At 42.5% G+C, this 25575-nt stretch carries 20 protein-coding genes; 15 read left to right on the top strand and 5 right to left on the bottom strand.

The window, feature by feature from the left end; genetic code table 11:
• Positions 1-13: 13 nt before the first annotated feature.
• From rpoC to tuf, 5 genes are all read left to right on the top strand, one after another.
• Positions 14-4237 carry a DNA-directed RNA polymerase subunit beta' gene (rpoC, locus tag FLL46_RS20350; RefSeq protein WP_142933194.1) on the top strand — a complete coding sequence of 1408 codons (4224 nt, stop codon included), beginning with the start codon at positions 14-16 and terminating at the stop codon, positions 4235-4237.
• Positions 4238-4413: 176 nt separating this feature from the next.
• Positions 4414-4785: a 30S ribosomal protein S12 gene (gene rpsL / locus FLL46_RS20345; protein ID WP_142933193.1), complete on the top strand. Its 372-nt coding sequence runs from the start codon at positions 4414-4416 to the stop codon at positions 4783-4785.
• Positions 4786-5000: 215 nt separating this feature from the next.
• Positions 5001-5474, top strand: coding sequence for a 30S ribosomal protein S7 (gene rpsG / locus FLL46_RS20340; protein ID WP_142933192.1), 474 nt, complete (start codon positions 5001-5003; stop codon positions 5472-5474).
• A gap of 64 nt (positions 5475-5538) precedes the next feature.
• Complete coding sequence (fusA, locus tag FLL46_RS20335) at positions 5539-7626, top strand: elongation factor G (protein ID WP_142933191.1); 2088 nt, start codon at positions 5539-5541, stop codon at positions 7624-7626.
• Between the two features lie 62 nt (positions 7627-7688).
• Complete coding sequence (tuf, locus tag FLL46_RS20330) at positions 7689-8879, top strand: elongation factor Tu (protein WP_142933190.1); 1191 nt, start codon at positions 7689-7691, stop codon at positions 8877-8879.
• Between the two features lie 86 nt (positions 8880-8965).
• On the opposite strand, the gene FLL46_RS20325 is transcribed toward tuf, so the two are convergent.
• The 3 genes from FLL46_RS20325 to FLL46_RS20315 form a co-directional block, all read right to left on the bottom strand.
• Entirely contained in the window at positions 8966-9901 is a 936-nt protein-coding gene (locus tag FLL46_RS20325; RefSeq protein ID WP_142933189.1) for an ion channel, read from the bottom strand.
• Positions 9902-10024: 123 nt separating this feature from the next.
• Positions 10025-10879 (bottom strand): Hsp33 family molecular chaperone HslO, encoded by an 855-nt coding sequence (hslO, locus tag FLL46_RS20320; RefSeq protein WP_142933188.1) that lies wholly within the window; start codon positions 10877-10879, stop codon positions 10025-10027.
• A 160-nt stretch (positions 10880-11039) separates the two neighbouring features.
• Entirely contained in the window at positions 11040-11846 is an 807-nt protein-coding gene (locus tag FLL46_RS20315) for a DUF1338 domain-containing protein (RefSeq protein ID WP_142933187.1), read from the bottom strand.
• Positions 11847-11952: 106 nt separating this feature from the next.
• Between FLL46_RS20315 and FLL46_RS20310 the strand changes: the two genes are divergently transcribed.
• Positions 11953-12831, top strand: coding sequence for a LysR family transcriptional regulator (locus FLL46_RS20310; protein ID WP_142933186.1), 879 nt, complete (start codon positions 11953-11955; stop codon positions 12829-12831).
• Positions 12832-12884: 53 nt separating this feature from the next.
• On the opposite strand, the gene fusA (FLL46_RS20305) is transcribed toward FLL46_RS20310, so the two are convergent.
• On the bottom strand, positions 12885-14969 hold the full coding sequence (gene fusA / locus FLL46_RS20305; RefSeq protein WP_142933185.1) for an elongation factor G: 2085 nt from the start codon (positions 14967-14969) through the stop codon (positions 12885-12887).
• 343 nt (positions 14970-15312) lie between these two features.
• The gene (hslR, locus tag FLL46_RS20300; protein ID WP_142933184.1) at positions 15313-15741 is read right to left on the bottom strand and encodes a ribosome-associated heat shock protein Hsp15; all 429 of its coding nucleotides are present in this window, start codon (positions 15739-15741) and stop codon (positions 15313-15315) included.
• Between the two features lie 533 nt (positions 15742-16274).
• Between hslR and gspC the strand changes: the two genes are divergently transcribed.
• The 9 genes from gspC to gspK all read left to right on the top strand — a co-directional run bounded on the left by gspC (position 16275) and on the right by gspK (position 25568).
• A complete protein-coding gene (gspC, locus tag FLL46_RS20295) occupies positions 16275-17096 on the top strand; it encodes a type II secretion system protein GspC (protein WP_168204261.1) in 822 nt (273 codons plus the stop codon).
• Positions 17097-17112: 16 nt separating this feature from the next.
• Complete coding sequence (gene gspD, locus FLL46_RS20290) at positions 17113-19218, top strand: type II secretion system secretin GspD (RefSeq protein ID WP_246119361.1); 2106 nt, start codon at positions 17113-17115, stop codon at positions 19216-19218.
• A gap of 8 nt (positions 19219-19226) precedes the next feature.
• Positions 19227-20819 (top strand): type II secretion system ATPase GspE, encoded by a 1593-nt coding sequence (gene gspE / locus FLL46_RS20285; protein ID WP_142933182.1) that lies wholly within the window; start codon positions 19227-19229, stop codon positions 20817-20819.
• Positions 20820-20833: 14 nt separating this feature from the next.
• Positions 20834-22057 (top strand): type II secretion system inner membrane protein GspF, encoded by a 1224-nt coding sequence (gene gspF / locus FLL46_RS20280; RefSeq protein WP_142933181.1) that lies wholly within the window; start codon positions 20834-20836, stop codon positions 22055-22057.
• Between the two features lie 33 nt (positions 22058-22090).
• Complete coding sequence (gene gspG / locus FLL46_RS20275) at positions 22091-22546, top strand: type II secretion system major pseudopilin GspG (RefSeq protein WP_142933180.1); 456 nt, start codon at positions 22091-22093, stop codon at positions 22544-22546.
• A 74-nt stretch (positions 22547-22620) separates the two neighbouring features.
• Positions 22621-23295: a prepilin-type N-terminal cleavage/methylation domain-containing protein gene (locus tag FLL46_RS20270; protein WP_142933179.1), complete on the top strand. Its 675-nt coding sequence runs from the start codon at positions 22621-22623 to the stop codon at positions 23293-23295.
• A complete protein-coding gene (gspI, locus tag FLL46_RS20265) occupies positions 23295-23705 on the top strand; it encodes a type II secretion system minor pseudopilin GspI (protein WP_142933178.1) in 411 nt (136 codons plus the stop codon). Before FLL46_RS20270 ends, gspI begins: the two co-directional genes overlap by 1 nt.
• Positions 23641-24345, top strand: coding sequence for a type II secretion system minor pseudopilin GspJ (gene gspJ, locus FLL46_RS20260; RefSeq protein ID WP_142933177.1), 705 nt, complete (start codon positions 23641-23643; stop codon positions 24343-24345). The genes gspI and gspJ overlap by 65 nt, the downstream gene beginning before the upstream one ends.
• A complete protein-coding gene (gene gspK / locus FLL46_RS20255; protein WP_142933176.1) occupies positions 24342-25568 on the top strand; it encodes a type II secretion system minor pseudopilin GspK in 1227 nt (408 codons plus the stop codon). The genes gspJ and gspK overlap by 4 nt, the downstream gene beginning before the upstream one ends.
• Positions 25569-25575: the final 7 nt, after the last annotated feature.

Below are 25575 nucleotides of genomic sequence, written 5' to 3'. Positions count from 1 at the left end.
GGAGGAGAATAAGTTGAAAGATTTATTAAACTTTATAAAACAGCAGAATCAAACTGAAGAATTCGATGCGATTCGCATTGGTTTAGCTTCACCAGAAATGATCCGCTCATGGTCGTTTGGTGAAGTTAAGAAGCCGGAAACCATTAACTATCGTACGTTTAAACCGGAAAGAGACGGTTTATTCTGTGCCAAGATTTTTGGACCAGTCAAAGACTACGAATGTCTTTGTGGTAAATATAAAAGACTTAAGCATCGTGGTGTTATTTGTGAAAAGTGTGGTGTAGAAGTCGCGCTGGCGAAAGTTCGTCGAGAAAGAATGGGTCACATTGACTTAGCGTGTCCGGTTGCTCATATCTGGTTCTTGAAATCATTACCGTCTCGTATCGGTTTAATGCTGGATATGACGCTTAGAGACATCGAGCGAGTGCTTTATTTTGAAGCATTTGTTGTTACAGAGCCTGGAATGACAACACTTGAGCGTGGTCAGTTGCTGAGTGAAGAATCTTATCTCGACGCGCTAGAAGAGTTTGGCGATGAGTTTGAAGCAAAAATGGGCGCAGAAGCGGTCATGACGTTGCTAATTGAGCTTGATACTGAAGAGGAAGCAAGAGCTATTCGTGATGAAATTCCGAATACCAATTCAGAAACCAAGCTGAAAAAATTCACCAAGCGCCTGAAATTACTGGAAGCTTTCATTGAGTCCGGCAATAAGCCAGAGTGGATGATTATGACAGTATTGCCTGTTCTTCCACCTGATTTACGTCCATTAGTTCCATTGGATGGTGGCCGTTTTGCAACATCTGATTTGAATGACTTGTACCGACGTGTTATCAACCGTAATAATCGACTTAAGCGTTTATTGGATCTTAATGCACCTGATATCATCGTGCGTAACGAAAAAAGAATGTTACAAGAAGCGGTTGATGCATTGTTAGATAATGGTCGCCGCGGTCGAGCAATCACTGGTTCTAACAAACGTCCTTTGAAATCATTAGCAGATATGATTAAAGGTAAGCAAGGACGTTTCCGTCAAAACCTGTTAGGAAAGCGTGTTGATTATTCTGGCCGTTCGGTTATTGTTGTTGGCCCTACTTTACGACTACACCAATGCGGTTTGCCGAAAAAAATGGCATTGGAACTATTTAAGCCATTTATTTTTGGAAAGCTCGAATTAAGAGGTCTCGCAACGACAATTAAAGCAGCCAAGAAAATGGTTGAAAGAGAAGAACCTGTCGTTTGGGATATCCTGGAAGAAGTCATTCGTGAACACCCTGTGCTTCTAAACCGAGCGCCAACACTTCACAGACTTGGTATTCAAGCGTTTGAACCTGTATTAATCGAAGGTAAAGCGATTCAGTTACACCCATTAGTGTGTGTTGCTTATAACGCTGACTTCGATGGTGACCAAATGGCGGTCCACGTCCCACTAACGATTGAAGCTCAGTTAGAGTCTCGCTCGTTAATGATGGCGACTAACAATGTATTGTCACCTGCAAACGGTGAGCCGATTATTGTTCCAACTCAAGACGTTGTACTCGGGCTTTACTACCTTACTCGCGAAAAAATAAATGATCGAGGCGAAGGTATGGTGTTTGCTGATACAGCCGAAGCATTGCGTGCTTATCGAAACGGCGAGACTGCGTTACATGCTAAAGTGAAAGTTCGACTGTCAGAGACGACTGTTGATGAAAATGGTGAAAGAAAAGAAACCACTTCTTTAGTAGAAACCACGGTTGGTCGTGCCCTACTTTCAGAGATTGTTCCGAAAGGTCTACCGTTTAAGTTAGTTAATCAAAAGATGACGAAGAAAGCGATTTCTAACTTGGTTAACCAGGCATATCGTCGTCTAGGTCTTAAAGAAACAGTTATCTTTGCTGACCACTTGATGTATACCGGATTTAACTATGCAACACTTTCCGGTGCGTCCGTTGGAATTGATGACATGGTCATCCCAGAGCAAAAGAAAACGATTATTGATAGCTCTGAACAAGAAGTTCGGGAAATTGAAGCTCAGTTTGCTTCAGGTCTGGTAACCCAGGGCGAAAGATACAACAAAGTTGTTGATATCTGGTCTCACACCAATGAACAAGTTGCCAAGGCAATGATGGACAACCTCAGCTTTGAGGATGTTGTTAACGCTGAAGGCGAAACTGTTCAACAAGAGTCGTTCAACTCAATTTATATGATGGCCGACTCTGGTGCTCGTGGTAGCGCGGCTCAGATTAGACAGCTTGCTGGTATGCGTGGTTTGATGGCAAAGCCGGATGGCTCAATTATTGAGAGTCCGATTAAAGCGAACTTCCGTGAAGGTCTAACAGTACTTGAATACTTTATTTCTACTCACGGTGCTCGTAAAGGTTTGGCTGATACCGCACTTAAAACAGCAAACTCAGGTTACCTGACACGTCGATTGGTTGATGTTGCACAAGATTTGGTTATCACTGAACTAGATTGTGGAACTGAAAAAGGATTAACCATGACACCATTGATTGAAGGTGGTGATGTTGTTGAGCCATTGCGCGAACGAGTACTTGGTCGTGTAAATGCTGATCATATATATAAGCCTGGTACTGACGATGTTCTTTGTGAAGCAGGAACTTTATTAGACGAAGGTTGGGTTGAAATCCTTGAACAAAATAGTGTTGACCAAGTTGTAGTTCGCTCTGTAATTACCTGTGAAACTCGCCATGGTGTTTGTGCTCAGTGTTACGGTCGTGATTTGGCCCGTGGACATCGTGTTAACATCGGTGAGTCTGTTGGTGTTATCGCTGCCCAATCGATTGGTGAGCCAGGTACCCAGCTGACTATGCGTACTTTCCATATCGGTGGTGCTGCATCTCGTGCGAGTGCGGAAAATAATGTTCAGATCAAGAACGACGGTACTTTGAAGCTACACAATGCGAAATATGTAACCAGAGACGACAGTAAATTGGTTATTGTTTCGCGTTCAACCGAGTTAACGCTTTTAGATGAGTTTGGTCGAGAGCGTGAAAGATATAAAGTGCCATATGGTTCTGTACTAGAACTCAATGATGGTGACAAAGTTAATGGTGGCGATATTGTTGCCAACTGGGACCCTCATACGCATCCAATCATTACCGAGATTGCCGGTACAATCAAAATGGTTGACTTGATTGAAGGTGTTAACATGACTCGCCAAACGGACGAGTTAACAGGGTTGAGTTCTTTGGTTATTACTGAATCAAAGCGTACAGGTACTAAGTCTAACGACTTACGCCCGATGATTAAGCTTTATGATAGTAAAGGTAAAGAGCTGCTGATCCCAGGTACAACAATGCCTGCGCAGTATATCCTACCAGTAAATGCGATTGTTAATATTGAAGATGGTTCGCAAGTTGGTGTAGGTACGGCGATTGCTCGTATTCCTCAAGAAGGTTCGAAAACTGGAGATATTACCGGTGGTCTTCCACGAGTGGCAGACTTGTTCGAAGCGCGTAAACCGAAAGAGCCTGCAATACTGGCAGAAATATCTGGAACAGTTAGCTTTGGTAAAGAAACCAAAGGTAAGCGACGTCTGGTGATTACACCACCTGAAGGCGATGCATACGAAGAGTTAATCCACAAATGGCGTCACTTCAACGTGTTTGAAGGTGAAAAAGTAGAAAAGGGTGAGGTTGTGTCTGACGGCGCAGATAACCCACATGATATTTTACGTCTTAAAGGGGTTAGCCCATTAGCAAACTACATCGCAAACGAAGTACAAGATGTATACCGTTTGCAGGGTGTAAAAATTAATGACAAGCACATTGAGAGTATTGTTCGTCAAATGTTGCGCAAAGTCATTATTACGAATCCAGGCGACAGTTTATTACTCAAAGGCGAGCAGATGGAATATGTGCGCGTACTTGAGGTGAATGATAAGCTGGAATCAGAAGGTAAAGAGTTAGTTCAATTTGAGCGAGTGCTGATGGGTATCACCAAAGCATCTCTTGCAACAGAATCGTTTGTTTCTGCCGCATCGTTCCAGGAGACTACTCGAGTACTGACTGAAGCTGCTGTAAGTGGTAAGAAAGATCGATTATCCGGCCTTAAAGAGAACGTGATTGTCGGTCGCTTGATTCCTGCCGGTACCGGCTTGAGTTACCACGAAGAGCGTCGCAAGCGATTGGCCGGTGAGTTTGACTTTGAAGTCGATGAGTCGGTATCTGCTGAAGAAGCAGAAAAGGCGTTAAGTGATGCTTTAAGCTCAACCGATTTAGGTGGAGAAGAAGCGTAAATAAGTAGTGACCACTGATCATTTTTTATGCAAAAGGATTGGTGGTCATCTTGACATCTTAGATACTGGCAATTACAATGCCGCTCCCTGAAATACGGGTTGAGCATTTTGCCCGTAAACTAGGGTGTAATAATTAACGTAAAAGTTTAATGTAAAAGCTGGAGTTATTGTAAACAATGTCAACTATTAATCAGTTGGTTCGCAAGCCGCGTAAAAAAGTGGTTCAAAAGAGTAACGTACCTGCGCTTGAAGCTAATCCTCAAAAGCGTGGTGTTTGTACTCGTGTTTACACTACCACCCCTAAAAAGCCAAATTCAGCACTACGTAAAGTTGCTCGTGTTCGTTTAACAAACGGCTACGAAGTGACTTCATACATCGGTGGTGAAGGTCACAATCTTCAAGAGCATAGCGTTGTTATGATCCGTGGTGGTCGTGTTAAAGACTTACCTGGTGTTCGTTATCACTGTGTTCGTGGAAATCTTGACTTGGCAGGTGTGAAAGATCGTAAACAAGGCCGCTCCAAGTACGGTGCTAAGCGACCAAAGTAAGCGTTTATCGCTTATTAATCGGAATCGATAATTTATTCAATAAGTTGTTCGATTCAAAAATACTGACATTCAGCTAGTTCACAGTGTTCTCCCAAACTTGCAACGGGTTTGGGTTAATAACTGGGTTGAGTGTTAACAGACATCCCTTTAGTGATGTGAGTAAGGTCCGGGCACAGTTCTGGATAAACCTGAAGAAACACATAGGAAAATATATTATGCCTAGAAGACGCGTAGTCGCCAAACGTGAGATCTTGCCAGATCCTAAGTTTGGAAGTGAGCTATTAGCTAAATTCATTAACGTATTAATGGTTGATGGTAAGAAATCTGTAGCAGAAAAAATTGTTTACAGTGCATTAGATATCATCAAAGAAAAGAAAAACATTGAAGATGCGTTACCAGTTTTTGAGGAAGGTTTGGACAAGATTAAGCCTTTGGTAGAAGTTAAATCACGCCGAGTGGGTGGTTCTACTTATCAGGTTCCTGTCGAAGTTCGTCCTTCTCGCCAAACCGCGCTTGCAATGCGTTGGTTGGTTGAAGGTTCACGTAAGCGTGGTGAAAAGTCTATGGACGCTCGCCTTGCTGGTGAATTACTAGATGCAATTGAGAACCGCGGTTCTTGTGTTAAGAAACGTGAAGACGTTCACCGTATGGCTGAAGCAAATAAAGCATTTGCTCACTACCGTTGGTAAGATTGTCTCATATTCGACTTAACTATTTGATTAGAAGAAATAAGAGTCTCCCGAGGGAATATTAATGGCACGAACTACTCCTATTAATCTCTATCGCAACATCGGTATAGTCGCGCATGTGGATGCTGGTAAAACCACAACCACTGAGCGCGTATTATTCTATACTGGTTTGTCGCATAAGATTGGTGAGGTTCATGATGGCGCAGCCACTATGGACTGGATGGAGCAAGAACAAGAGCGTGGCATTACCATCACTTCAGCGGCAACCACAACCTTTTGGCGTGGAATGCAACGTCAATATGAAAATCACCGCATCAACATAATTGATACGCCTGGACACGTTGACTTCACGATTGAAGTAGAGCGTTCCCTGCGTGTACTAGATGGTGCGGTAGTTGTTTTCTGTGCTTCTTCCGGTGTTGAGCCACAGTCAGAAACTGTTTGGCGCCAGGCTAACAAATACCAAGTTCCACGCATGGTGTTTGTTAACAAAATGGACCGAGCAGGCGCCGATTTTTTAAGGGTTGTTGAGCAAATTGAAAATCGCCTTGGTTCGACCCCGGTTCCTATTCAATTACCTATTGGTTCTGAAGAAGAATTCACCGGCGTTGTCGACCTGATTAAAATGAAAGCGATTTATTGGAATGAAGCAGATAGAGGCATGACCTTTGAATATGCTGAAATTCCAGCAAATATGCTTTCCGACTGTGAAGAGTGGCGGGAAAAGTTGGTTGAAGCAGCAGCTGAAGCCAATGACGAATTGATGGATAAATACCTCGAAGAAGGAGATTTATCCGAGCAAGAAATTAAAGCCGGACTGCGTTTACGAACTTTATCTAATGAGATCGTCGTTGCTACCTGCGGAAGTGCTTTTAAAAATAAGGGCGTGCAGGCGGTATTGGACGCGGTAATTGATTTCATGCCGGCACCAATTGATATTCCACCTATTACCGGTGTATTGGAGGATGGTGAAACTGAAGCTTCTCGCCCACCTGAGGATGATGGTCCCTTTGCCGCATTAGCGTTCAAAATTGCGACTGATCCCTTTGTTGGCACTCTAACATTCTTCCGCGTGTATTCTGGCGTTTTAAGAACAGGCGATCAGATATACAACTCCGTTAAAGGTAAGAAAGAACGAGTTGGTAGAATTGTGCAAATGCACTCCAATTCTCGAGAAGAAGTTAAAGAAGTCTATGCTGGTGATATTGCTGCCGCAATCGGTGTTAAAGAAGTTACAACTGGTGATACCTTTTGTGACCCAAACAAAAAGATTGTGCTTGAGCGGATGGAATTTCCCGAGCCGGTTATTTCGGTTGCTGTTGAGCCAAGAACAAAACCAGACCAGGAAAAAATGGGGATTGCGCTCGGTAAGTTAGCGCAAGAAGACCCGTCTTTTCGTGTGGAAACTGATGAAGAGTCAGGACAAACCATTATTTCTGGTATGGGTGAACTTCATCTCGACATAATTGTTGACCGTATGAAGCGTGAGTTTAAAGTCGATGCAAACATCGGTAAGCCTCAGGTCGCCTATCGTGAGACTATCCGAAAATCTGTTGAGGCTGAAGGTAAGTTTGTTCGACAATCCGGCGGGCGTGGACAATATGGACATGTTTGGCTAAAAATTGAGCCTAAAGCATCGGGCGAAGGATATGAATTTGTTAATGAGATCGTTGGGGGGGTTGTTCCTAGAGAATACATTCCAGCCGTTGACAAAGGTGCGCAAGAGCAGATGCAACAAGGAGTTTTTTCCGGTTATCCAATGGTTGACGTTAAAGTCACTTTGTTCGACGGTTCGTTTCACGACGTAGACTCCAACGAAATGGCATTCAAAATTGCTGGCTCGATGGGGTTCAGACAAGGTGCGCTGGAAGCAGATCCTATTCTACTTGAGCCAATTATGGCTGTAGAAGTAGTGACCCCGGAAGATTATATGGGTGATGTCATGGGAGACCTTAATCGTCGCCGTGGCTTGGTACAGGGAATGGATGACAATCCATCAGGAAAAGTAATTCGAGCAGAAGTACCACTTGGAGAAATGTTTGGCTATGCCACCGATTTGCGTAGCGCAACTCAGGGCCGTGCTAGTTATTCAATGGAATTTGCAAAGTATGCAGAAGCGCCTGCGAGCGTTTCAGAAGCGATGCGATTTTAATTATTAATATTTGTTTTATTTTATCATTTTAGTATTAACATTAATTCAACGAGGAAAAGGTAATGTCAAAAGAAAAATTTGAACGAACCAAACCCCATGTGAACGTAGGAACAATTGGCCACGTTGACCATGGAAAAACAACATTGACAGCGGCGATGTGTACGGTGTTGTCAGCGGCATTCGGTGGAGAGCAAAAAGCATTCGACGAAATCGATAATGCACCAGAAGAGAAAGAGCGTGGTATCACGATAGCGACCTCACACGTAGAGTATGAAACAGAAGGTCGTCACTACGCACACGTAGACTGCCCAGGCCATGCTGACTATGTTAAAAACATGATTACCGGTGCAGCTCAAATGGACGGTGCGATTCTGGTTTGTTCAGCAGCAGATGGCCCGATGCCACAAACGCGTGAGCATATCCTTCTTTCTCGTCAGGTTGGTGTACCAAAGATTGTTGTTTTCTTAAACAAATGCGACATGGTTGATGACGAAGAGTTGTTAGAGCTAGTTGAAATGGAAGTGCGTGAGTTGTTAGACGCTTACGAATTCCCAGGTGACGACACGCCAATCATCAAAGGTTCAGCGTTGAAAGCGTTGGAAGGCGATGAAGGTGATTTAGGTAAAGGTGCTATCCTTGAGTTAGCTGCAGCACTAGATTCATACATTCCAGAGCCAGAGCGTGACATCGATAAAGATTTCATCATGCCGATTGAAGATGTTTTCTCAATCTCAGGTCGTGGAACGGTAGTAACCGGTCGTATCGAGCGTGGAATTGTGACAGTTGGTGAAGAAATTGAAATTGTTGGTATCAAAGAGACTACCAAAACAACTGTAACAGGCGTTGAAATGTTCCGTAAGCTACTTGACGAAGGTCGAGCGGGCGACAATGTAGGAATTCTGTTACGTGGAACGAAGCGTGATGAAGTAGAGCGTGGTCAGGTATTAGCGAAGCCAGGTTCAATTACGCCGCACACTAAGTTCGAAGCAGAAGTTTATATCTTAAGCAAAGATGAAGGTGGTCGTCATACGCCATTCTTCAAAGGCTACCGTCCACAGTTCTACTTCCGTACTACGGATGTGACAGGTGCTTGTGAGTTACCGGAAGGTGTTGAAATGGTCATGCCAGGTGACAACATCAAGATGGTCATCGAGTTGATTGCACCGATTGCGATGGACGACGGTTTACGTTTTGCTATCCGTGAAGGTGGCCGAACTGTTGGTGCCGGTGTGGTTGCTAAGATCATTGCTTAATTAAGCAAAATCTTGTCCGAAAAAGGCGCTTTAGGGCGCCTTTTTTGTGCATGCGATATTTTTCTATTGCTTTAAAATAATATTGATTATCGAGTCATTTTCTTCACAAAAACTACGACAAATAGTGCCAGTGTAAAACTACCCAAAAATGCCTCAAGTGCTGCAAGCGCTCGGGCAACGCCGATTGGCGCAAGATCGCCGTAGCCAAGTGTCGTAAAGGTCACAACGCTAAAGTAAAGTGCAGTAAAGTATATTTTAATGTTCTCCCAAAAACTCATACTCGGATCAAATGCCAATGATTCACCACTAAATGAAAGACCTGAGAAAAAATACAAAGTCGCGAAGAGTACGATAACAATCAGCGAGAAAGCGATAACTTTTAGTGGACGTTCACCATAACCACAGAAGATATCGACCAATCTAGAAATGATTCTTTTAAATGAATACTTGGGGAGTTGCCTACGTCGCATAACCATTTCTTTCTGGAAAAAGTGCCCGGCAAATTCAAATAGTCCCTGATGCTCGGCGGTTTGCCTGAGATTGCGATATATCTCTTCTGCTTGCTGATAAAGATCGATTTGGTTGTCGCGGCTTTTTGCCCTTTTTGCCTGGGTTTCTTGAGGTATTTGCTTACCCCAGTTCACGTGCTCTATTCTGGCACCTTTTAGATTCACGCCTAACAGGTTGCATCCTTCGAGATTTGCGTAATGCAAATTTGCGTTGGCAAGGTTAGCTTTCATTAGCGAGCTGCCAGAAAGATCGAGCATGAACAAGTGTGCGTTTTCCAGGTTGGCGCGGTAGAGATCCGAGTTAATCAACTGAAAACCATTTTTGGAGGTTCTGTTGACCAGGTTAATTTCAGACAGATTTTCTCTAGCTAAAGAAAAACCATCCATCGGAATTCTGGTGTTAGCCCTGGTTTCTAATTGAGCTTTTATACTACTTATTGGTTCTCTGGCCGGATTTTGCCAAATTTTATCATCTGAAAAATCTGTACTTTTAATCTCGTCAGAAGTCGACATTCTGCTATCCTGCCTTGGATTAAGAACGGTAGATAATTTAAGAATAGCAGAGTTTTTTCTTTATTTTCTAATACGCTTTAGGAACTCTGAATAAGCGGGGTGACGTAGCAGGTGGAAATACGACTAGTGTTTAGTCGCATTTCCTTGCAAACTTTTATGTGATTTTAGATCGAGCTCAGAAAAGCGGAACTGATTTAAACAAAATTCACATTTAACTGAAATTTGTCCTTTTGTTTCCAATATTTCATTAATTTCTTCTTCAGGGAGTAAGCTGAGAGAGTTGAGCATTTTCTGTTGACTGCAACCACAAGTAAATTTCACCGGATCGACGGTAAGGCCGCGCACACTTTCCTGATGAAATAGGCGATGTAATAAAATATCGCTATCTACCGACAGGCACTCTTCTTTTGTCAGTGTAGATGCCAGATAAACAAGATGCTCAAAGGAATCTTGACTTAACATATCAGGCAGAGCCTGTAGCATTAGCCCAAATACTTGCTCTTCATCATTGAACAACCAAATTCGAGTTTCTAATTGTTCCGATTGATTAAAATAGTTCTCAACGCATTCTGCCAGGTTTTTTCCGTTCAAAGGGACAATTCCCTGGTAACGCTTACCTTTTAAAGGCTCGATTGTGATTGTCATCTGCCCGCCTTCAGTTAAGTCGGCGAAGGTTGAGTTTGAATAATCTGCTTGTTGGTCAAAACGGACCAGCCCACGAAATCCTAATTTATGGGTCGTCTGTACGACTAACATTTTCAATTGCCGGTTTGTCTGCAGCTGGATTGAAATTTTTCCTTCAAACTTCAGTGTCGTTGCTAATAAAACATTAACCGCCGCGGCCTGTTGTAGCAGCGTCGCGAGAATCGTTGGATAGGGGTGATCCTTTAACATTCGCTCGCACGAATCATTAAGTTTTACCAGTTCGCCACGGATCCCATGAGTATCAAAAATAAAACGGTGGATTTTGTCTGACATTTTAAAAAGCGAATATAAAGAGAATAGGAGTAATTATACCCGTGCCGGGCGCTGTCGCCAAAAAGAGTAATGAAAAATGAGATAATAGTCGGCAAACAAAGGCTAAAATCTAAAAGAGGGCGCAGGCAGCGCCCATAAAAGCATCCAACAAAGTATAAATCTAAGCGGCTTTGCTATTGGTGCTCTCGAAAATTTTGTCAGCTGAAGAAGCAATGAAACCCTTGAAGAGTTCACCATTTGCCATTGGGTGGCGCAATGCGAACTCGTAAAAACAACTCGGGATTGTTTTGCTAATATCGCTAAACTTCACTTCAACAGAGTTAGCCATGGTGGAAGACTGCTCAAGAAACGATTCTGGTGTTCCCTTAACTTCTCCACCCGAAACATTCAAAGCGAACCCATTATCTTTCACAAACTGATTAACTTGTTGAATTGATTGAAATTGAGTTAGGTCGTTAATCGAAACTGTAAAGTGATTCGGACGATAGCCAAAGGCCGCGACCCAGGCTGCGTATTCACTTTCTTCCAGCAAGCGCTCATAAACCTCTGAAGATACTGACCATGGACGGCCCGAATAAAGGAAGCTTTGAGCCTTTACGCTGTTTAAGTCAACTTGAGAAGCTAACTGTTTGATCAAGGTTTGCGCTTCATCGGAGAATTCTTCTATTTTCAGTTCGCTGATGAAAACAAGCGGCATAGAAGGATGAGCGTAATGTTTGGCTCGTAACTTTTTCTTTTCGAAGTTGTAAGATTCTACTTCTTTATAGCCGGCTTCGATCAGAGGTGAAGCAATATCTTCAACGCGTAAACCAGGCAACCCAAAGGTTCTGAAGGCAACATGGTCATTTACCACGGTATCTTTTTGATTAAACAGGTTGAAAATCTTCAATGCATCAGGGTTTAAAGCCAGATAGTCATTCCACATATTTTCGAAGATTTGCTCGATTGATTGAGTGGGCGTATTCATCAATGTGTCCATTAAAAAAACAAGTACTAGAAATTGGCCGCCACTATAGCTATTTTTTTGCTAAAGGAATAATATTGTTTCCGTATATTTGATATAGGAAAACCTTATGGATTTGCGTGAGTTACGCTATTTCGAGTCAACCTACGAATTAGAGAGTATCAGTGCTGCCGCCAAGCACTGTTTTGTGTCTCAACCGTCAATTTCAGCCGCTATTCAGAACTTGGAACATTACCTTGGTGAAGCTCTGTTCGTGCGTCATACCCGCGGTGTCACACCAACGGATGCAGGTCATCGCTTATACCCGCTTTCGCAACAGCTGACCGGCCAGGCACGCTCGATTAAACAACTATTTCAAAAAAAGGCTGCTATTCAGCCTTTTCGTTTAGGCGTAGTACCTGCGCTTGGTGCGTCCAGAATGAGTCATTTGATCAAAGAAATTATCGACTCAGTTGATGGGCTGGAGCTGACATTGGTTGATGCAGAAAAGCGATCATGCGAAGCAAGAATTATCTCCTCGAACATGGTGAAGCCCGGCGAATTATTTTTGCCTTTTTGGAGAGATGAATTCCTCATGGCTTTACCACCGGGTCACTCTCTCAGTTATCAATCAGAGTTGTCATTTGAGGACCTTGACGGGCTTAATTTTATCTTGAGGAGTCCTAGTTTAGTCACGCGAACCTTAATGCGTTCACTGGAGCCCCATGATATCAAAATGAATATTCGAGCACGGATCCGCACTGTTGAGTATGCGGTGGAACTGGTTGCAGCCGGAGTTGGCGCCGCGATTGTTCCTGATCACCCCAGTTTTTATAATACTCAGCAACTTCCTCTGTTGAAAGTAAAGGGAATGCAGTTTGACCGAGTGATTGGGTTGGCTTATTCGAGAGAGTCGAAAGTTGATAAAGTACTCGCTTCGATCATTAATATTTGTAAGGTTAACAGAATTGATCAGTTTGACTTTTCAGAGTTTGAAGTTAAAAAATAACCCCGGATGTTTTCACAACCGGGGTTATTCGAAAAGTTAGCCGTTTTAGAAAACTATTTCTTTTCGTTACGTGCCTTAACTTCTTCAATGACCGTTTCAGCAACGCTGTTTGGACATGGCAAGTAGTGAGAGAATTCCATTGAGAATTGACCACGACCTGAAGTCATTGTACGTAAGTGACCGATATAACCGAACATTTCTGCTAATGGCACATCAGCTTTAATGCGAACACCAGTAACACCAGCTTCTTGAGACTTGATCATGCCACGACGACGATTCAGGTCACCAATAACATCACCAACGTGATCTTCTGGTGTAAATACGTCAACTTTCATGATTGGCTCAATTAATTGAGGTCCAGCTTTTGGAATTGATTGACGGAATGCGCCTTTTGCTGCGATTTCGAATGCAACTGCTGATGAGTCAACTGCGTGGAAACCACCGTCAAATAATTCAACTTCCAGATCTAATACTGGGAAGCCAGCTAAGACACCTTCGTCCAACATGCTTTTGAAGCCTTTCTCAACTGCTGGCCAGAATTCACGAGGAACATTACCACCAACAACTGTTGACTCAAATTTGAAGCCAGTTCCTGGCTCGCCCGGCTTGATACGGTAATCGATTTTACCGAATTGACCAGAACCACCAGATTGTTTCTTGTGCGTGTAGCTATCTTCGATCGCTTGAGTAATTGTCTCACGGTAAGCCACTTGAGGTTTACCAACTTCTAACTCAACGCCGTAGGTACGCTTCAAGATATCAACTTTGATATCTAAGTGAAGTTCACCCATACCCTTAAGGATGGTTTCACCAGTTTCTTCGTCTGATTCAACAACAAATGAAGGATCTTCTGCAACCATTTTACCGATCGCGATTCCCATTTTTTCAGAGCCGCCTTTATCTTTCGGCTTAACCGCGATAGAGATAACTGGATCAGGGAAAACCATTGGCTCAAGTGTACATGGATGATCAGTGGCACATAACGTATGACCTGTCTGAACATTTTTCATACCAACTACGGCGATAATGTCGCCAGCTTGTGCGCTATTCAACTCGGTACGCTCGTCGGCATGCATTTCAACCATACGGCCAATACGTTCTGTTTTTCCTGTATAGGAATTTAAAACTGTATCACCTTTATTTAACATACCAGAGTAGATACGGATAAAGGTTAACGCGCCAAAACGGTCATCCATTATTTTGAAAGCTAATGCGCGAAGTGGCTCGTCTGTAGAAACAGTTGCAACTTCACCTGTTTCGTTACCTTCTTCGTCAGTTAACGGCTGCGGTTTAACTTCTGTAGGAGAAGGCAAATAGTCAACAACAGCGTCAAGGACATTTTGAACGCCTTTGTTTTTGAACGCAGAACCACAGTATGTTGGGAAGAATGCTAATTCGTTAGTTCCTTTACGAATACAACGCTTAATATCTTCGAGTGAAGGCTCTTCACCTTCAAGATATGCTTCCATCAAATCATCGTCTTGCTCAACTGCAGTTTCGATAAGCATTTCTCGGTATTCAGCAGCTTTCTCTACAAGATCGGCTGGAATATCCTGAATTTCAAAGTTTTCAGGAAGTCCTGAATCGTCCCATACGTAAGCTTTTTGGGTTAATACATCAACAACACCAACAAAGTCGTCTTCAGTACCTATAGGAAGCGTCATTACCAACGGGTTAGCGCCAAGTACATCTTCAACCTGCTTAACAACTCGGTAGAAGTCTGCGCCCATACGGTCTAGTTTATTGACGAAGATGATACGAGCAACTTCTGACTCGTTTGCATAGCGCCAGTTCGTTTCTGATTGCGGCTCAACACCACCAGAACCACAAAATACACCAACACCACCGTCAAGTACTTTCAATGAACGGTAAACTTCAACGGTGAAGTCAACGTGTCCAGGAGTATCGATGATGTTCATTCGGTGATCTTTCCAGAAACAAGTTGTCGCAGCTGACTGGATAGTGATACCGCGCTCGGCTTCCTGTTCCATGAAGTCGGTAGTTGATTCACCGTCATGTACTTCACCGGTTTTGTGGATTTTTCCGGTCAATTTCAAAATACGCTCAGTTGTGGTGGTTTTACCAGCGTCAACGTGAGCGAAAATGCCTATGTTCCTGTATTTAGATAAATCAGCCATTGTTCTACTCTTAAAAGTTAAAAAATAAACCTGTATTCGGGGCGCTATTCGCGAAAGGCGCGCATTATACACTAGTTAATAGTCTGGGGCTATTTGGATCTTGCATAAAAATTAAACAAATTTTAGTCCGCTTTTGACGGGACTTCCAAAATAAGAAAACGAATGATGAAAAGTGCCAGGTAAAGTTGTGCTAATGAGTTGAAATTCTTGATGAATTCACAATTTCAGGTGGCTTAAAGTAGTTTGAAATACTTATTCAATTCAATAAGTTAAATGACTATTCGTCAACTCTGGAAAACTGATTTGTTAGTATGCTCAGTCAGGTTTATCAGCGTTATTGAAGTTATTGTTTTTCAGCATCAGGATTATAATCATGAATGTTTTTAAATCGATGGATCAGGCGACGCTGTTTTTTATCTGGACGACCTGAAGTCGCTGGTGCCGATAATTTGCGCATCTGAGCGATTTCTTCTCGTTTTTTCACGCTATCTTTGGTCTCTTCATAGAGGGTTTGGGCAACTTTCGCCGGACCTCTTTTATCTGACAGTTCTTTAATAACCACAGTTTTTTCGTCGAAACCCTGACGGAGCTTTACTGTTTCTCCTATCTGAACGATTTTTCCGGGTTTAGGTTTCTGATTTTGATAGTGAACTTTACCACCTTCTATGGCCGCCTTCGCAATTGCGCGAGTTTTATAAAATCGACAAGCCCACAGCCATTTATCGAGACGTACTTTGCTTTCTTGCAACTGAATTTTACTTTCCTGTGACATATTCCCAACCGTTTGGTAAAAAGTTACAAACCTACTGATTTATTTGTTATTCTTTGACCCCTTTTAAAAGGGCAGGGCGTTTATAGCGCTGAAAATAATAATTTTACCCGTTTGTTGGTAAAAACTCGAAGTTTTACGCTATTTTAGCAGTGATTATGTGTGATTCTTCGCAGTGACATCGGTTAAACTGGTTTTGTCGGCCGAACTTCTGATTATTAGCTAAGTCCGTATTATTAAAATTAGCTTAATTTAAGTTTTTACTGTGAACTTCAGAAGTATAAGCATACCGCAGATTGTTAATACGTAGAATACAAACGCGCAGTGTTAGTGATTTCCCGCAAGAGCGTAATTGTATGCGAAGTAGCCGCAACGCGATAATTCACCGGGTTTAGTGTACATGTGTGTTGTTTCAATAAAAACAACCAATTTAAATATTGAGTAGAATGAATTTTTCTAATTTAAAATCAACAGCTTGGTTTAAAAACTTTGACAACTGGTTGCCTTTGGTCCAATGGGGCGGAGGAATTCTGGTTGTGTATATACTGAGCAAGATTTTCTGGGTGTGGGTAGCCTATTTTATGGCTCCGAGCGAATTCGGACCGGTGAAAGTGACGCCAGTGGCTAGTGTGAAGAGTGGCAACAAAATTGATGTCAATAAGTTAGTTGGTATGGAGTTGTTTGGTAGTGTAGTTAAGGAAGCACCAAAAACCGAGGTTGTAGAGCAGGTAGAAGAAACCAAACTGAACTTAAAGCTGCGCGGTATTTATGCTGCAGATAGCAAAGATAAGGCAAATGCCATTATCGAGGATGGTAGAGGGAAACAGGCTGTTTACTTCGTGAATGAAAAGCTGGAAGTGAGTGGTCGGGTCTATTTACGCCAGGTATTTATGGACAAAGTTATTTTAGAAACAAATGGAAGAAAAGAAGCATTGACGCTGGAGACAACTGAACTGGTTAACACTGTCATTAAAAAATCTGAAGAATCTCGAAAACCTGCCAGTAAAAAAGCGAAAGTTGAAGATAAGCGCAGTAATCAAAGAATTAGCCGTCAACTTAATGAATATCGAAACAAGTTTCAGAGTGACCCGACAAGTGTTTCCGATGTCATTAGTGGAAGACCCCATTTTGTTAACGGTGAGCTACGTGGGTTCAAGGTTTCCCCCGGCAGAGATAAAAGGTTATTCCAAGAGTTAGGGCTTAGACGAGGCGATGTTGTCAGGTCAATCAATGGCGTTGCATTAGACAACATGCAGGATGCCATGTCATTAATGAATGATGTTCAATCTATTGAGGATTTGAATGTTGAGATAGAGCGTAACGGCGAGACGCTCAGTTTACTATTGAATTTAAATTAGAAAGTAGGATTTTAAAGTGCGTTTAGCAATTCGAAATAAAACCGAAAATACCAAGTCAAAACGACTCTTAAAAACGATATGGCTGGTTTTGGGAATGGTGTTTATATCCCCTGCTGTATTTGCAGCCAAGGCGACTCTTAATTTGAAAGACACCGATATTCAGGTTTTTATCGAGAGTGTAAGTCGAATTACAGGGAAAACTTTTATCATCGATCCGCGTGTTAAAAATAAGAAAGTAACCGTTATTTCTCAACACGAGATGGATGAGGATGAAATTTTTGCACTTTTTCTCAGTGTACTAAAAGTTCATCAATTTTCTGCCGTAGAAACTAATGGTGTTTATAAAATTGAACAGTTACAAGCTGCCAAGCAAGACTCAGTACCTGTTTATGTTGAAGGTGGAAAAAGATTCACAGGCGATCAGCTGGTCACTCGTGTCATCAAAGTTGATAATGTGGATGTTGGTCAGTTGGTTCCTCTATTAAGAACGCTTATTTCCACTCAGGGTCACATGGCTCAATATAAACCAACTAATGTAATGGTTATCCATGATACTGCTGCTAACCTTGAAAGAATTGTAAAAATCATTCGTCAAATAGATAAAGAAAGTAATGAAGAAATAGAAGTTGTTCCACTCCAACATGCTTCCGCAACTGAAATTGTTCGTATATTAGAAAGTCTCGAAAAGCAAAGTGGGCAGTCAAAAGCGCCGACTTCCAATAAACCACGTTTTGTCGCTGATGAGAGAACTAATAGCATATTATTAAGCGCAGATAGCAAAGCGTCTTTGCGCTTAAAAGTATTGATTGCTCGCTTAGATTCAGAGATAAGTAACAACGGAAACACTAATGTTATTTATCTAAAGTATGCAAACGCAGAAGAGTTAGCTACATTGCTTGAAGGGGTTGGTGAGTCAATTGAAAAAGAAGAAGGTAAAGATAATCGCAAGTCTCGCCGCGGCAACGATAAAGCTTATTCAATTAAAGCCCACGCTGAGACAAACTCACTAGTGATTACCGCAGCGCCGGATATTATGCGCTCATTTGAATCTGTCATTGCTCAGTTAGATTTGCGCCGTAAACAGGTTCATGTTGAAGCGGTTATTGTTGAAATTTCTGATACAAAAGTAAAAGAGTTAGGGGTGCAATGGGTAACTCAGGCGGGACTCATTAACTTCTCGAATAGCTCACCATCAATTGCACAAGTGGGCGGAGGAGTCATTGCAAACCAAGGGTTAGACGCTCAAGGCTCTACTGTAACCACAACTGCGCCGGACGGAACAACTACCACAACTACACCAGGCTCTACCGGCGGCGATAATGGTGCTGCGTTAGCGCAAGTTTTAGCAGGAACCACCGGGGCGCTTTTTGGTTTTACCGATGACAAATCGTGGGCAGGTCTGGTGAAAGCCTTGGCTACTGATATTGACTCAAATGTTCTCTCGACACCGTTTATTACCACGCTTGATAATGAAGAAGCGGTGATTAGTATCGGACAGGAAATACCAATTTTGACCGGCTCAACACTTGGCGGCAATAATGCTAATCCATTTCAGACGGTTGAACGAAAAGACGTTGGTATTAAGTTAAAAATAACACCACAGATCAACGAAGGAGATGCGGTTAGACTAATCATCGAGCAAGAAGTTTCCAGTGTTGCCGGTGCTACCGGAACCGACATCGCGGTGAATAAAAGCACGATAAAAACAGCTGTGCTTGCTAACAACGAGCAAGTCATCGTTCTTGGTGGTTTAATTGACGATAACATTCAGGAAAGCGCCCAAAAAGTGCCGGTGCTAGGTGACTTGCCTATTATTGGAAACTTGTTCTCTTCTCGTGCTACGACTAAGTCCAAACGAAACCTGATGGTGTTTATCCGACCGAAAATTATTAGCGATGTTGCGGGCTTTGAAAAAATTAGTTCTCGTAAATATAACTATATGCGTGCCCAGCAAATTGACTGGCAGCAACGTGGTATCTCGTTAATGCCTTCCACTGAATCAACGCTGCTGCCTAAATGGAACGAAGAGTTAGCGTTGCCACCTTCATTTGAGGAAACACTCAAAAAACATGATTTGGAGATGGAGCTTGAGAAGGTAGAAGAAAACGAGTCTCAGGATTAGGAGGGGCTATGTCTGTCAGTGAATTCATACAGCAAGACAACGTCGAGCCCGTTTCTGCTGAAGATAAAGATAGTGTTGATGTAGAGCAAGATGCTAGCCCTGATGTCATTTCGCATAATAAACTACCTTTTACTTTTGCAAAACGCCAGGGAATAGTTTTCAAATTGCCCGAAGATGGTGCTGATTTACAATCATTAAGCACGATTCATGCGGTGGTAAAAAAAGACGCTTCTCTAATCGCAATTGCTGAAGCGCGTCGTTTTGCCGGTAGAAAAATTCAGTTTACCGAAGTTGATGAAGACGGTTTTGAAGCGATTCTTTCTGAGGTTTATCAGGATAACTCTGGGGAAGCCATGGCCGCCATGGAAGATATCGGCGATGATATGGACTTGTTTCGTCTGGCAGAAGAAATGCCGGAGACAGAGGATTTGCTCGAAGCCGATGATGATGCGCCTATCATAAAATTAATTAATGCGTTGTTGACTGAAGCGATCAAGGTTAATGCGTCTGATATTCATGTTGAGACATTTGAAAATGACCTTAAAGTTCGGTTTCGTGTCGATGGCGTATTGCGTGAAGTTTTAAGTCCGAGTAAAAAATTAGCACCACTTTTAGTATCGCGAATTAAAGTTATGGCGAAATTAGACATCGCCGAAAAGCGAGTTCCACAGGACGGGCGAATCGCATTAAAAATTGCCAATCGAGGTGTTGATGTTCGTGTGTCGACTATTCCATCTAGTCATGGCGAACGTGTTGTATTACGTCTGTTAGATAAACAAGCAGGACGACTTGATTTTAGTCATTTGGGAATGCCTTCAGACTTGATGGAAAAAATGAGTGAGATTCTCCACAAGCCTCACGGCATCATATTGGTGACCGGACCGACAGGTTCTGGTAAAACAACCACACTATATGCTGGTTTAACGCTTCTTAATCATGCCTCCAGAAATATATTAACGGTTGAAGATCCAATAGAGTATTTGTTAGATGGCATTGGACAAACTCAGGTTAACAGTAAAGTTGATATGACCTTTGCACGCGGCCTTCGTGCAATTTTGCGTCAAGATCCAGATGTAGTTATGGTTGGTGAGATTCGAGATTTAGAAACCGCGCAAATTGCTGTTCAGGCAAGTTTGACAGGGCATCTCGTGTTATCCACGTTGCATACTAATACTGCGTCTGGTGCTGTGACTCGTTTGCAAGACATGGGTATCGAGCCCTTTTTATTATCATCAAGTTTGCTTGGCGTACTTGCTCAAAGACTGGTTAGAACCCTTTGTCCAACCTGTCGAAGAAAAGCGCCTGCCAATGCAAAAGAATGCGAATTGATGAATTTTGATGTCGACAATCCCCCCGATATATACCACGCAGAAGGTTGTGTTGAGTGTAACAATTCCGGTTATCGGGGCAGACAGGGTATTTTTGAGTTGCTATTAGTTGACGAAGATGTTCGTGACAAAATTCATAACGGTGCTAGTGAAATCGAGATTGAGCGCTATGCCAGAGAGAATAACTTTAGTATTCGTGAAGATGGTAAAAATAGAGTTCTCGAAGGTATGACTACCATTGAAGAAGTGTTGCGCGTGACACGTGAAGATTAAGGTGGTGAGTTAATATGGCCGCATTTGAATATGTTGCACTTGACCAGTCAGGTAAACAGAAAAAAGGAATTATGGAAGGGGATACTCCCCGCCAAATTCGTCAGCTTTTACGTGACAAGCAACTCATCCCACTTGAAGTTGAAAGTGTCACTAACACTAAAAAAACAAAAGCGTCTCAAGGACAATCCGGTTTCTTTAAAACCAAAATTAGTGCCACTGACTTAGCGCTAATTACGCGTCAGATCGCGACTTTGGTACGTGCTGCAATCCCAGTAGAAGAAACTGTTAAAGCTGTTGCCGAACAGTGTGAAAAACCTAAGCAACGAAGTATGCTAATGGGGATTCGATCGCGAGTGGTTGAAGGCCATTCTTTGGCTGATGCGCTGAGTGAGTATCCGGCAGTGTTTTCTGATCTATATCGTTCGATGGTGGCCGCAGGAGAAAAATCAGGCCATCTGGATTTGGTTTTGGAGCGATTAGCTGACTACACCGAGTCTCGTCAGGAGCTACAGTCTAAAATTTCGGGGGCCTTAGTCTATCCAATTATTTTGTCTATCGTGAGTGTGGCGATAGTCTCATTTTTACTTGGCTATGTTGTTCCGGAGATCACCAAAAGTTTTGTAAAGTCAGGACAAGAATTACCTGGATTAACTCAGGCACTCTTGTCGATGAGTGAGTTTGTTCAGAGTTGGGGAGTGGTCACGGTAATTGTAATTTTTGCTCTATTTAGTGCATTTAAATACGCATTAACTAAACCGAAACTTAAATTAGCCTGGGACCGCTGGAAAATTAAAGCCTGGGTCCTTGGAAAAGTTATCAGAGGGATGAATGCCGCTCGTTTTGCACGCACCTTGGCGATACTCAATCAAAGTAGTGTACCTTTGTTGGAAGGGATGAAAATAGCTGGAGAGGTTATGACCAATGAAGAACTCAAATCTGCCGTTAGAGAGGCAACGGTTAGAGTTCGAGAAGGCGCCGGTTTAAAAGTTTCTTTGCAGCAATGTGGATACTTTCCACCGATGATGCTGCATATGATCGCCAGTGGGGAAAATTCGGGCGAATTAGAACAGATGTTAGATAGGGCTGCGGACAATCAGGAAAGACAATTCGATAACATGGTAAGTACTATGATGGATATGATCGGGCCGGTGATGATTTTGGTAATGGGATCTTTTGTATTTACCATTGTACTGGCAATTATGCTTCCGGTATTCGCACTCAATGAAGCATTAACTTAATTTGAAATTATTAAAAATGGAAAGAGGTTCGTGATGAATAAACAGTCTGGATTTTCGCTACTTGAAATACTGGTTGCAATGGCAATCATGGCAATTTTAGGTGGCATTATGGTTACTCAGTTCATGGGAAAAACCGAAGAAGCTAATTTGCTCAGAATTAAGGGCGACATTCAAGCCGTTAAGTCTGCGTTGATTCAGTATAACGCTGATAATTTTTTGTTGCCCACTACTGAGCAAGGGCTAGAGGCTTTAGTGCAAAAGCCGTCTTCACCACCGACGCCAAAAAATTACCCTCGTCGCGGCTATCTCGATCAGTTAGCTGAAGATCCGTGGGGCAATCCATATCAATATGCTTACCCTGGTGAGTTTGGTGAATACGATATTTATTCTCTAGGAGCAGATGGCGAAGAAGGCGGCGAAGGATTAGCGACTGATATTGGCAACTGGAATATTGAAGAAGTGATTAAGTCTTTGAAAGACCAGGAATAGCCTCTTAATCGTGTCAATTATTGGCAAAGTGTTTGTCAGTAATAATTTAAACAGGATCTCCTACAGAAAGTATTATGTGCCGACAAGATTTTTCAAAATTTAAGATTAAGAATTCAAATGGATTCAGTCTTCTTGAAATTCTTGTTGGTATGGCAATTGTCGCCGTTTTAGTTGCGGTGGCTATTCCTCGGTTTGGAAACCAGGGAGACAAAATTGCCCGCGAGCAAGCAACACGATTGTTAGCTGCAGTCGACATGGTCCGAGATTTAGCAGTTATTCAAGATAAGGAATATGGATTATCAATCGATGACAAAGGCTATAAGTTTCTGGTTTTAAAAGACGATGATGAAGAAAGGCCGCCAGAATGGGTTGTGATTGAAGATATTGAAGAACTGGCTGCTTACGAATTTCCAGAAGAAGTTGAAGTCAATGTCGCAATTGACGGTGAGAATATTTTTGAGGAAGCTGAAGACGAGGTGAATATCTTCGAAGAGGAAGTTGATATTTTCGAAGACGAGGATGAAAAAGAAAAAGTCGATCCACCTCAAGTTTATTTTCTATCAACCGGCGAACAAAACCAGTTTACCCTCGCGATTGCTTCTGCTGAATATTATCAGGATGACGACGAGCCAGTATTTTTCAGAATTAAAGGCGAATTAACCGGTGTGCTGGCCTATCAGGGACCGTTACCTGGTGATCTATTTAGCGATATTGAACGCGACTATAGCGATTATCTGGAAGAAGAATAATGAGTTATTCAGGCAATAGAAATAACGGTTATTCATCGCGTGGTTTTACGCTGCTTGAAGTTCTAATTGCTATGGTGATTTTTGGAATGACGGTCACCATGTTGTTAAGCAGTATGAACAGCCAAAACCGATCTCACGTGGACATCAGCCAGCGTGTAGTCGCTCATTGGGTAGCAATGAATAAAATGGCCGAAGTTCGAATCGAAGGCAAGTGGCCTAGTATTGGAGTCACCCGAGGCGATATGGAAATGCGCAATCACAAATGGTACTGGCTACAAACGGTAAGCAAAACAACAGAAGCACAATTAAGGCAAGTTGAAATCGAGGTCAGGTTAGAGGAGTCTGATGAAATTCCAACAACCAGGTTTGTTGGATTCATTGCGCAGAAGGAAGAAAAAACACGTGAGTAATGTTTCTGCAAAAAGCTCAGGATTTACGCTAATCGAAATATTAGTAGCGATGGCCATTATGGCATTGATTAGTGTGGGTGCATTAACGATTTTGAACAGAGCCACAGAATCAAAGCGGAATATCACAGAAAATGGTGACAGGCTTAACAGCGTGCAAAGGGCATTTCTATTTTTGTCCAACGACATCCAACAAATTACGACTCGGACAGTGCGGGATGAGTTTGGTGACCCTTTAGCCAGTATGAAAAGCGATTTGCAATCTTCGACTCCTTATGTGCGATTAACTCGACTAGGTCGAAGAAATCCAGCACAGCTGCCGCGATCAAATCTGGAGCATTTGATTTACACAGTTGAAGATAAAGTTTTAATCAGAACCAGTTTTAGCTATGCCGATGGTGTACCGGTTGATTTAGCCTTGAAAAGACCGTTATTAGATAAAGTTGAGACAATGAGTTTATCATTTTATGACGGTGAAGAATGGCATGACTATTGGCCACTGTCGGAAGATGGTGGAGAAAAAGCGGATCAGACATTACCGGTTGCCGTTAAACTAAATCTGGAGCTTACTGACTATGGCGAAATAGAGCGGCTTTACGCTATTTCAGATAAAGCCTCAAAGTCAGATGGTGGGCAAAGATGAGTCGCTGGTGTCGTACCAAACTGTTTAAACTCGGTAGCCAATTGTTGAACAACCGATTGTCGAGAAACGGGTTTACCAGAAAAACTAAACTACCTAAGTTTGGTCAGCGTCAAAAGGGAACTGTATTAATTACTGTCGTATTAATTGCTGCGTTTGTCATTGTGTTGGTGGTTGAAGCGTCGAAAACGATAACTTACCAAAAACAACTAAGTAGTAATTTGATAAACCGCGACCAAGCTTATTCGTATCTATTGGGTATGGAGGAGTTAGCGAAAATCTGGCTTAAAAAAGCGTTTGAGAATACAAAGGAAGAAACCGTGCACCTAAATCAACCCTGGGCGCAAGATGATATAACCTTCCCTTTGGATGGTGGCGGCATGACCGCGTCAATCAGAGATATGCAGAGCTGTTTTAACCTGAACACAATTGCCGTTGCGAGTACTGGCGGTGAGCGTGGCGGCAATGACCCGAATGCTCGAGGCGGCGGAAATAATCCGGGGGGAAATAACCCGGGAGGTAATACCCGTGGTGGTGGGAATAACACCGGCGGTGGTTTCAACTCGGCAACCGGTGCAGCTAACGAAACGCCAGGACAAAAAATCCTCGGCCAGCTGATTCGAAAGGTAAATGATAAAACGGAAATAAGTGGTGATGCGTTGGCTACTGCAGTAAGAGACTGGATCGACGAAGATACGATTGAAGCCGGTCCCGATGGGGCGGAAGATGCTTATTATCAAGCGTTAGAATTTCCTTATCGCACAGCCAATGGGCTTATTGCCCATGAAAGTGAATTGCGAGGAATCAAAGATTTTAGTCAGCCACTTTATAATTTGTTAAGGCCTCACATTTGTGTACTACCTGATAAGGATATTAACCAGATTAATGTGAACACCATTACCGCCGAGTCAGCTGCACTTTTATTTGCGGTAATTGATGCTGGCGCTACTAATAGTCGGAGTATTACCTTGGCCGATGTTAGTAGTGCAATCTCTAACAGACCTGAAGAAGGTTACGAGAAAGTTGATGATTTTCTTAATGAATTTGGCGAAAAGAAAAATGATATCGGCGAATCTGCACGAGGCATGCTTGAGGTTAAAAGTAGCTATTTTCAAATGAGTGCTAAAGCTGAGATCGGAAAAACAAGAGTTGCGATGAAAACTCTGTTCAAGAAAGATGATGAAAATAATTTTAAAGTGGTTTCACGATATTTTGGCCGCGAATAGTGAGTAA

Origin of the sequence: Aliikangiella coralliicola, from assembly GCF_007004725.1 — a bacterium.
GTDB classification, from domain to species: Bacteria; Pseudomonadota; Gammaproteobacteria; order Enterobacterales; family Kangiellaceae; genus Aliikangiella; species Aliikangiella coralliicola.
The sequence above is the reverse complement of the archived record's forward strand: the minus strand, read 5'-3'. Positions and strand labels throughout refer to the sequence as shown.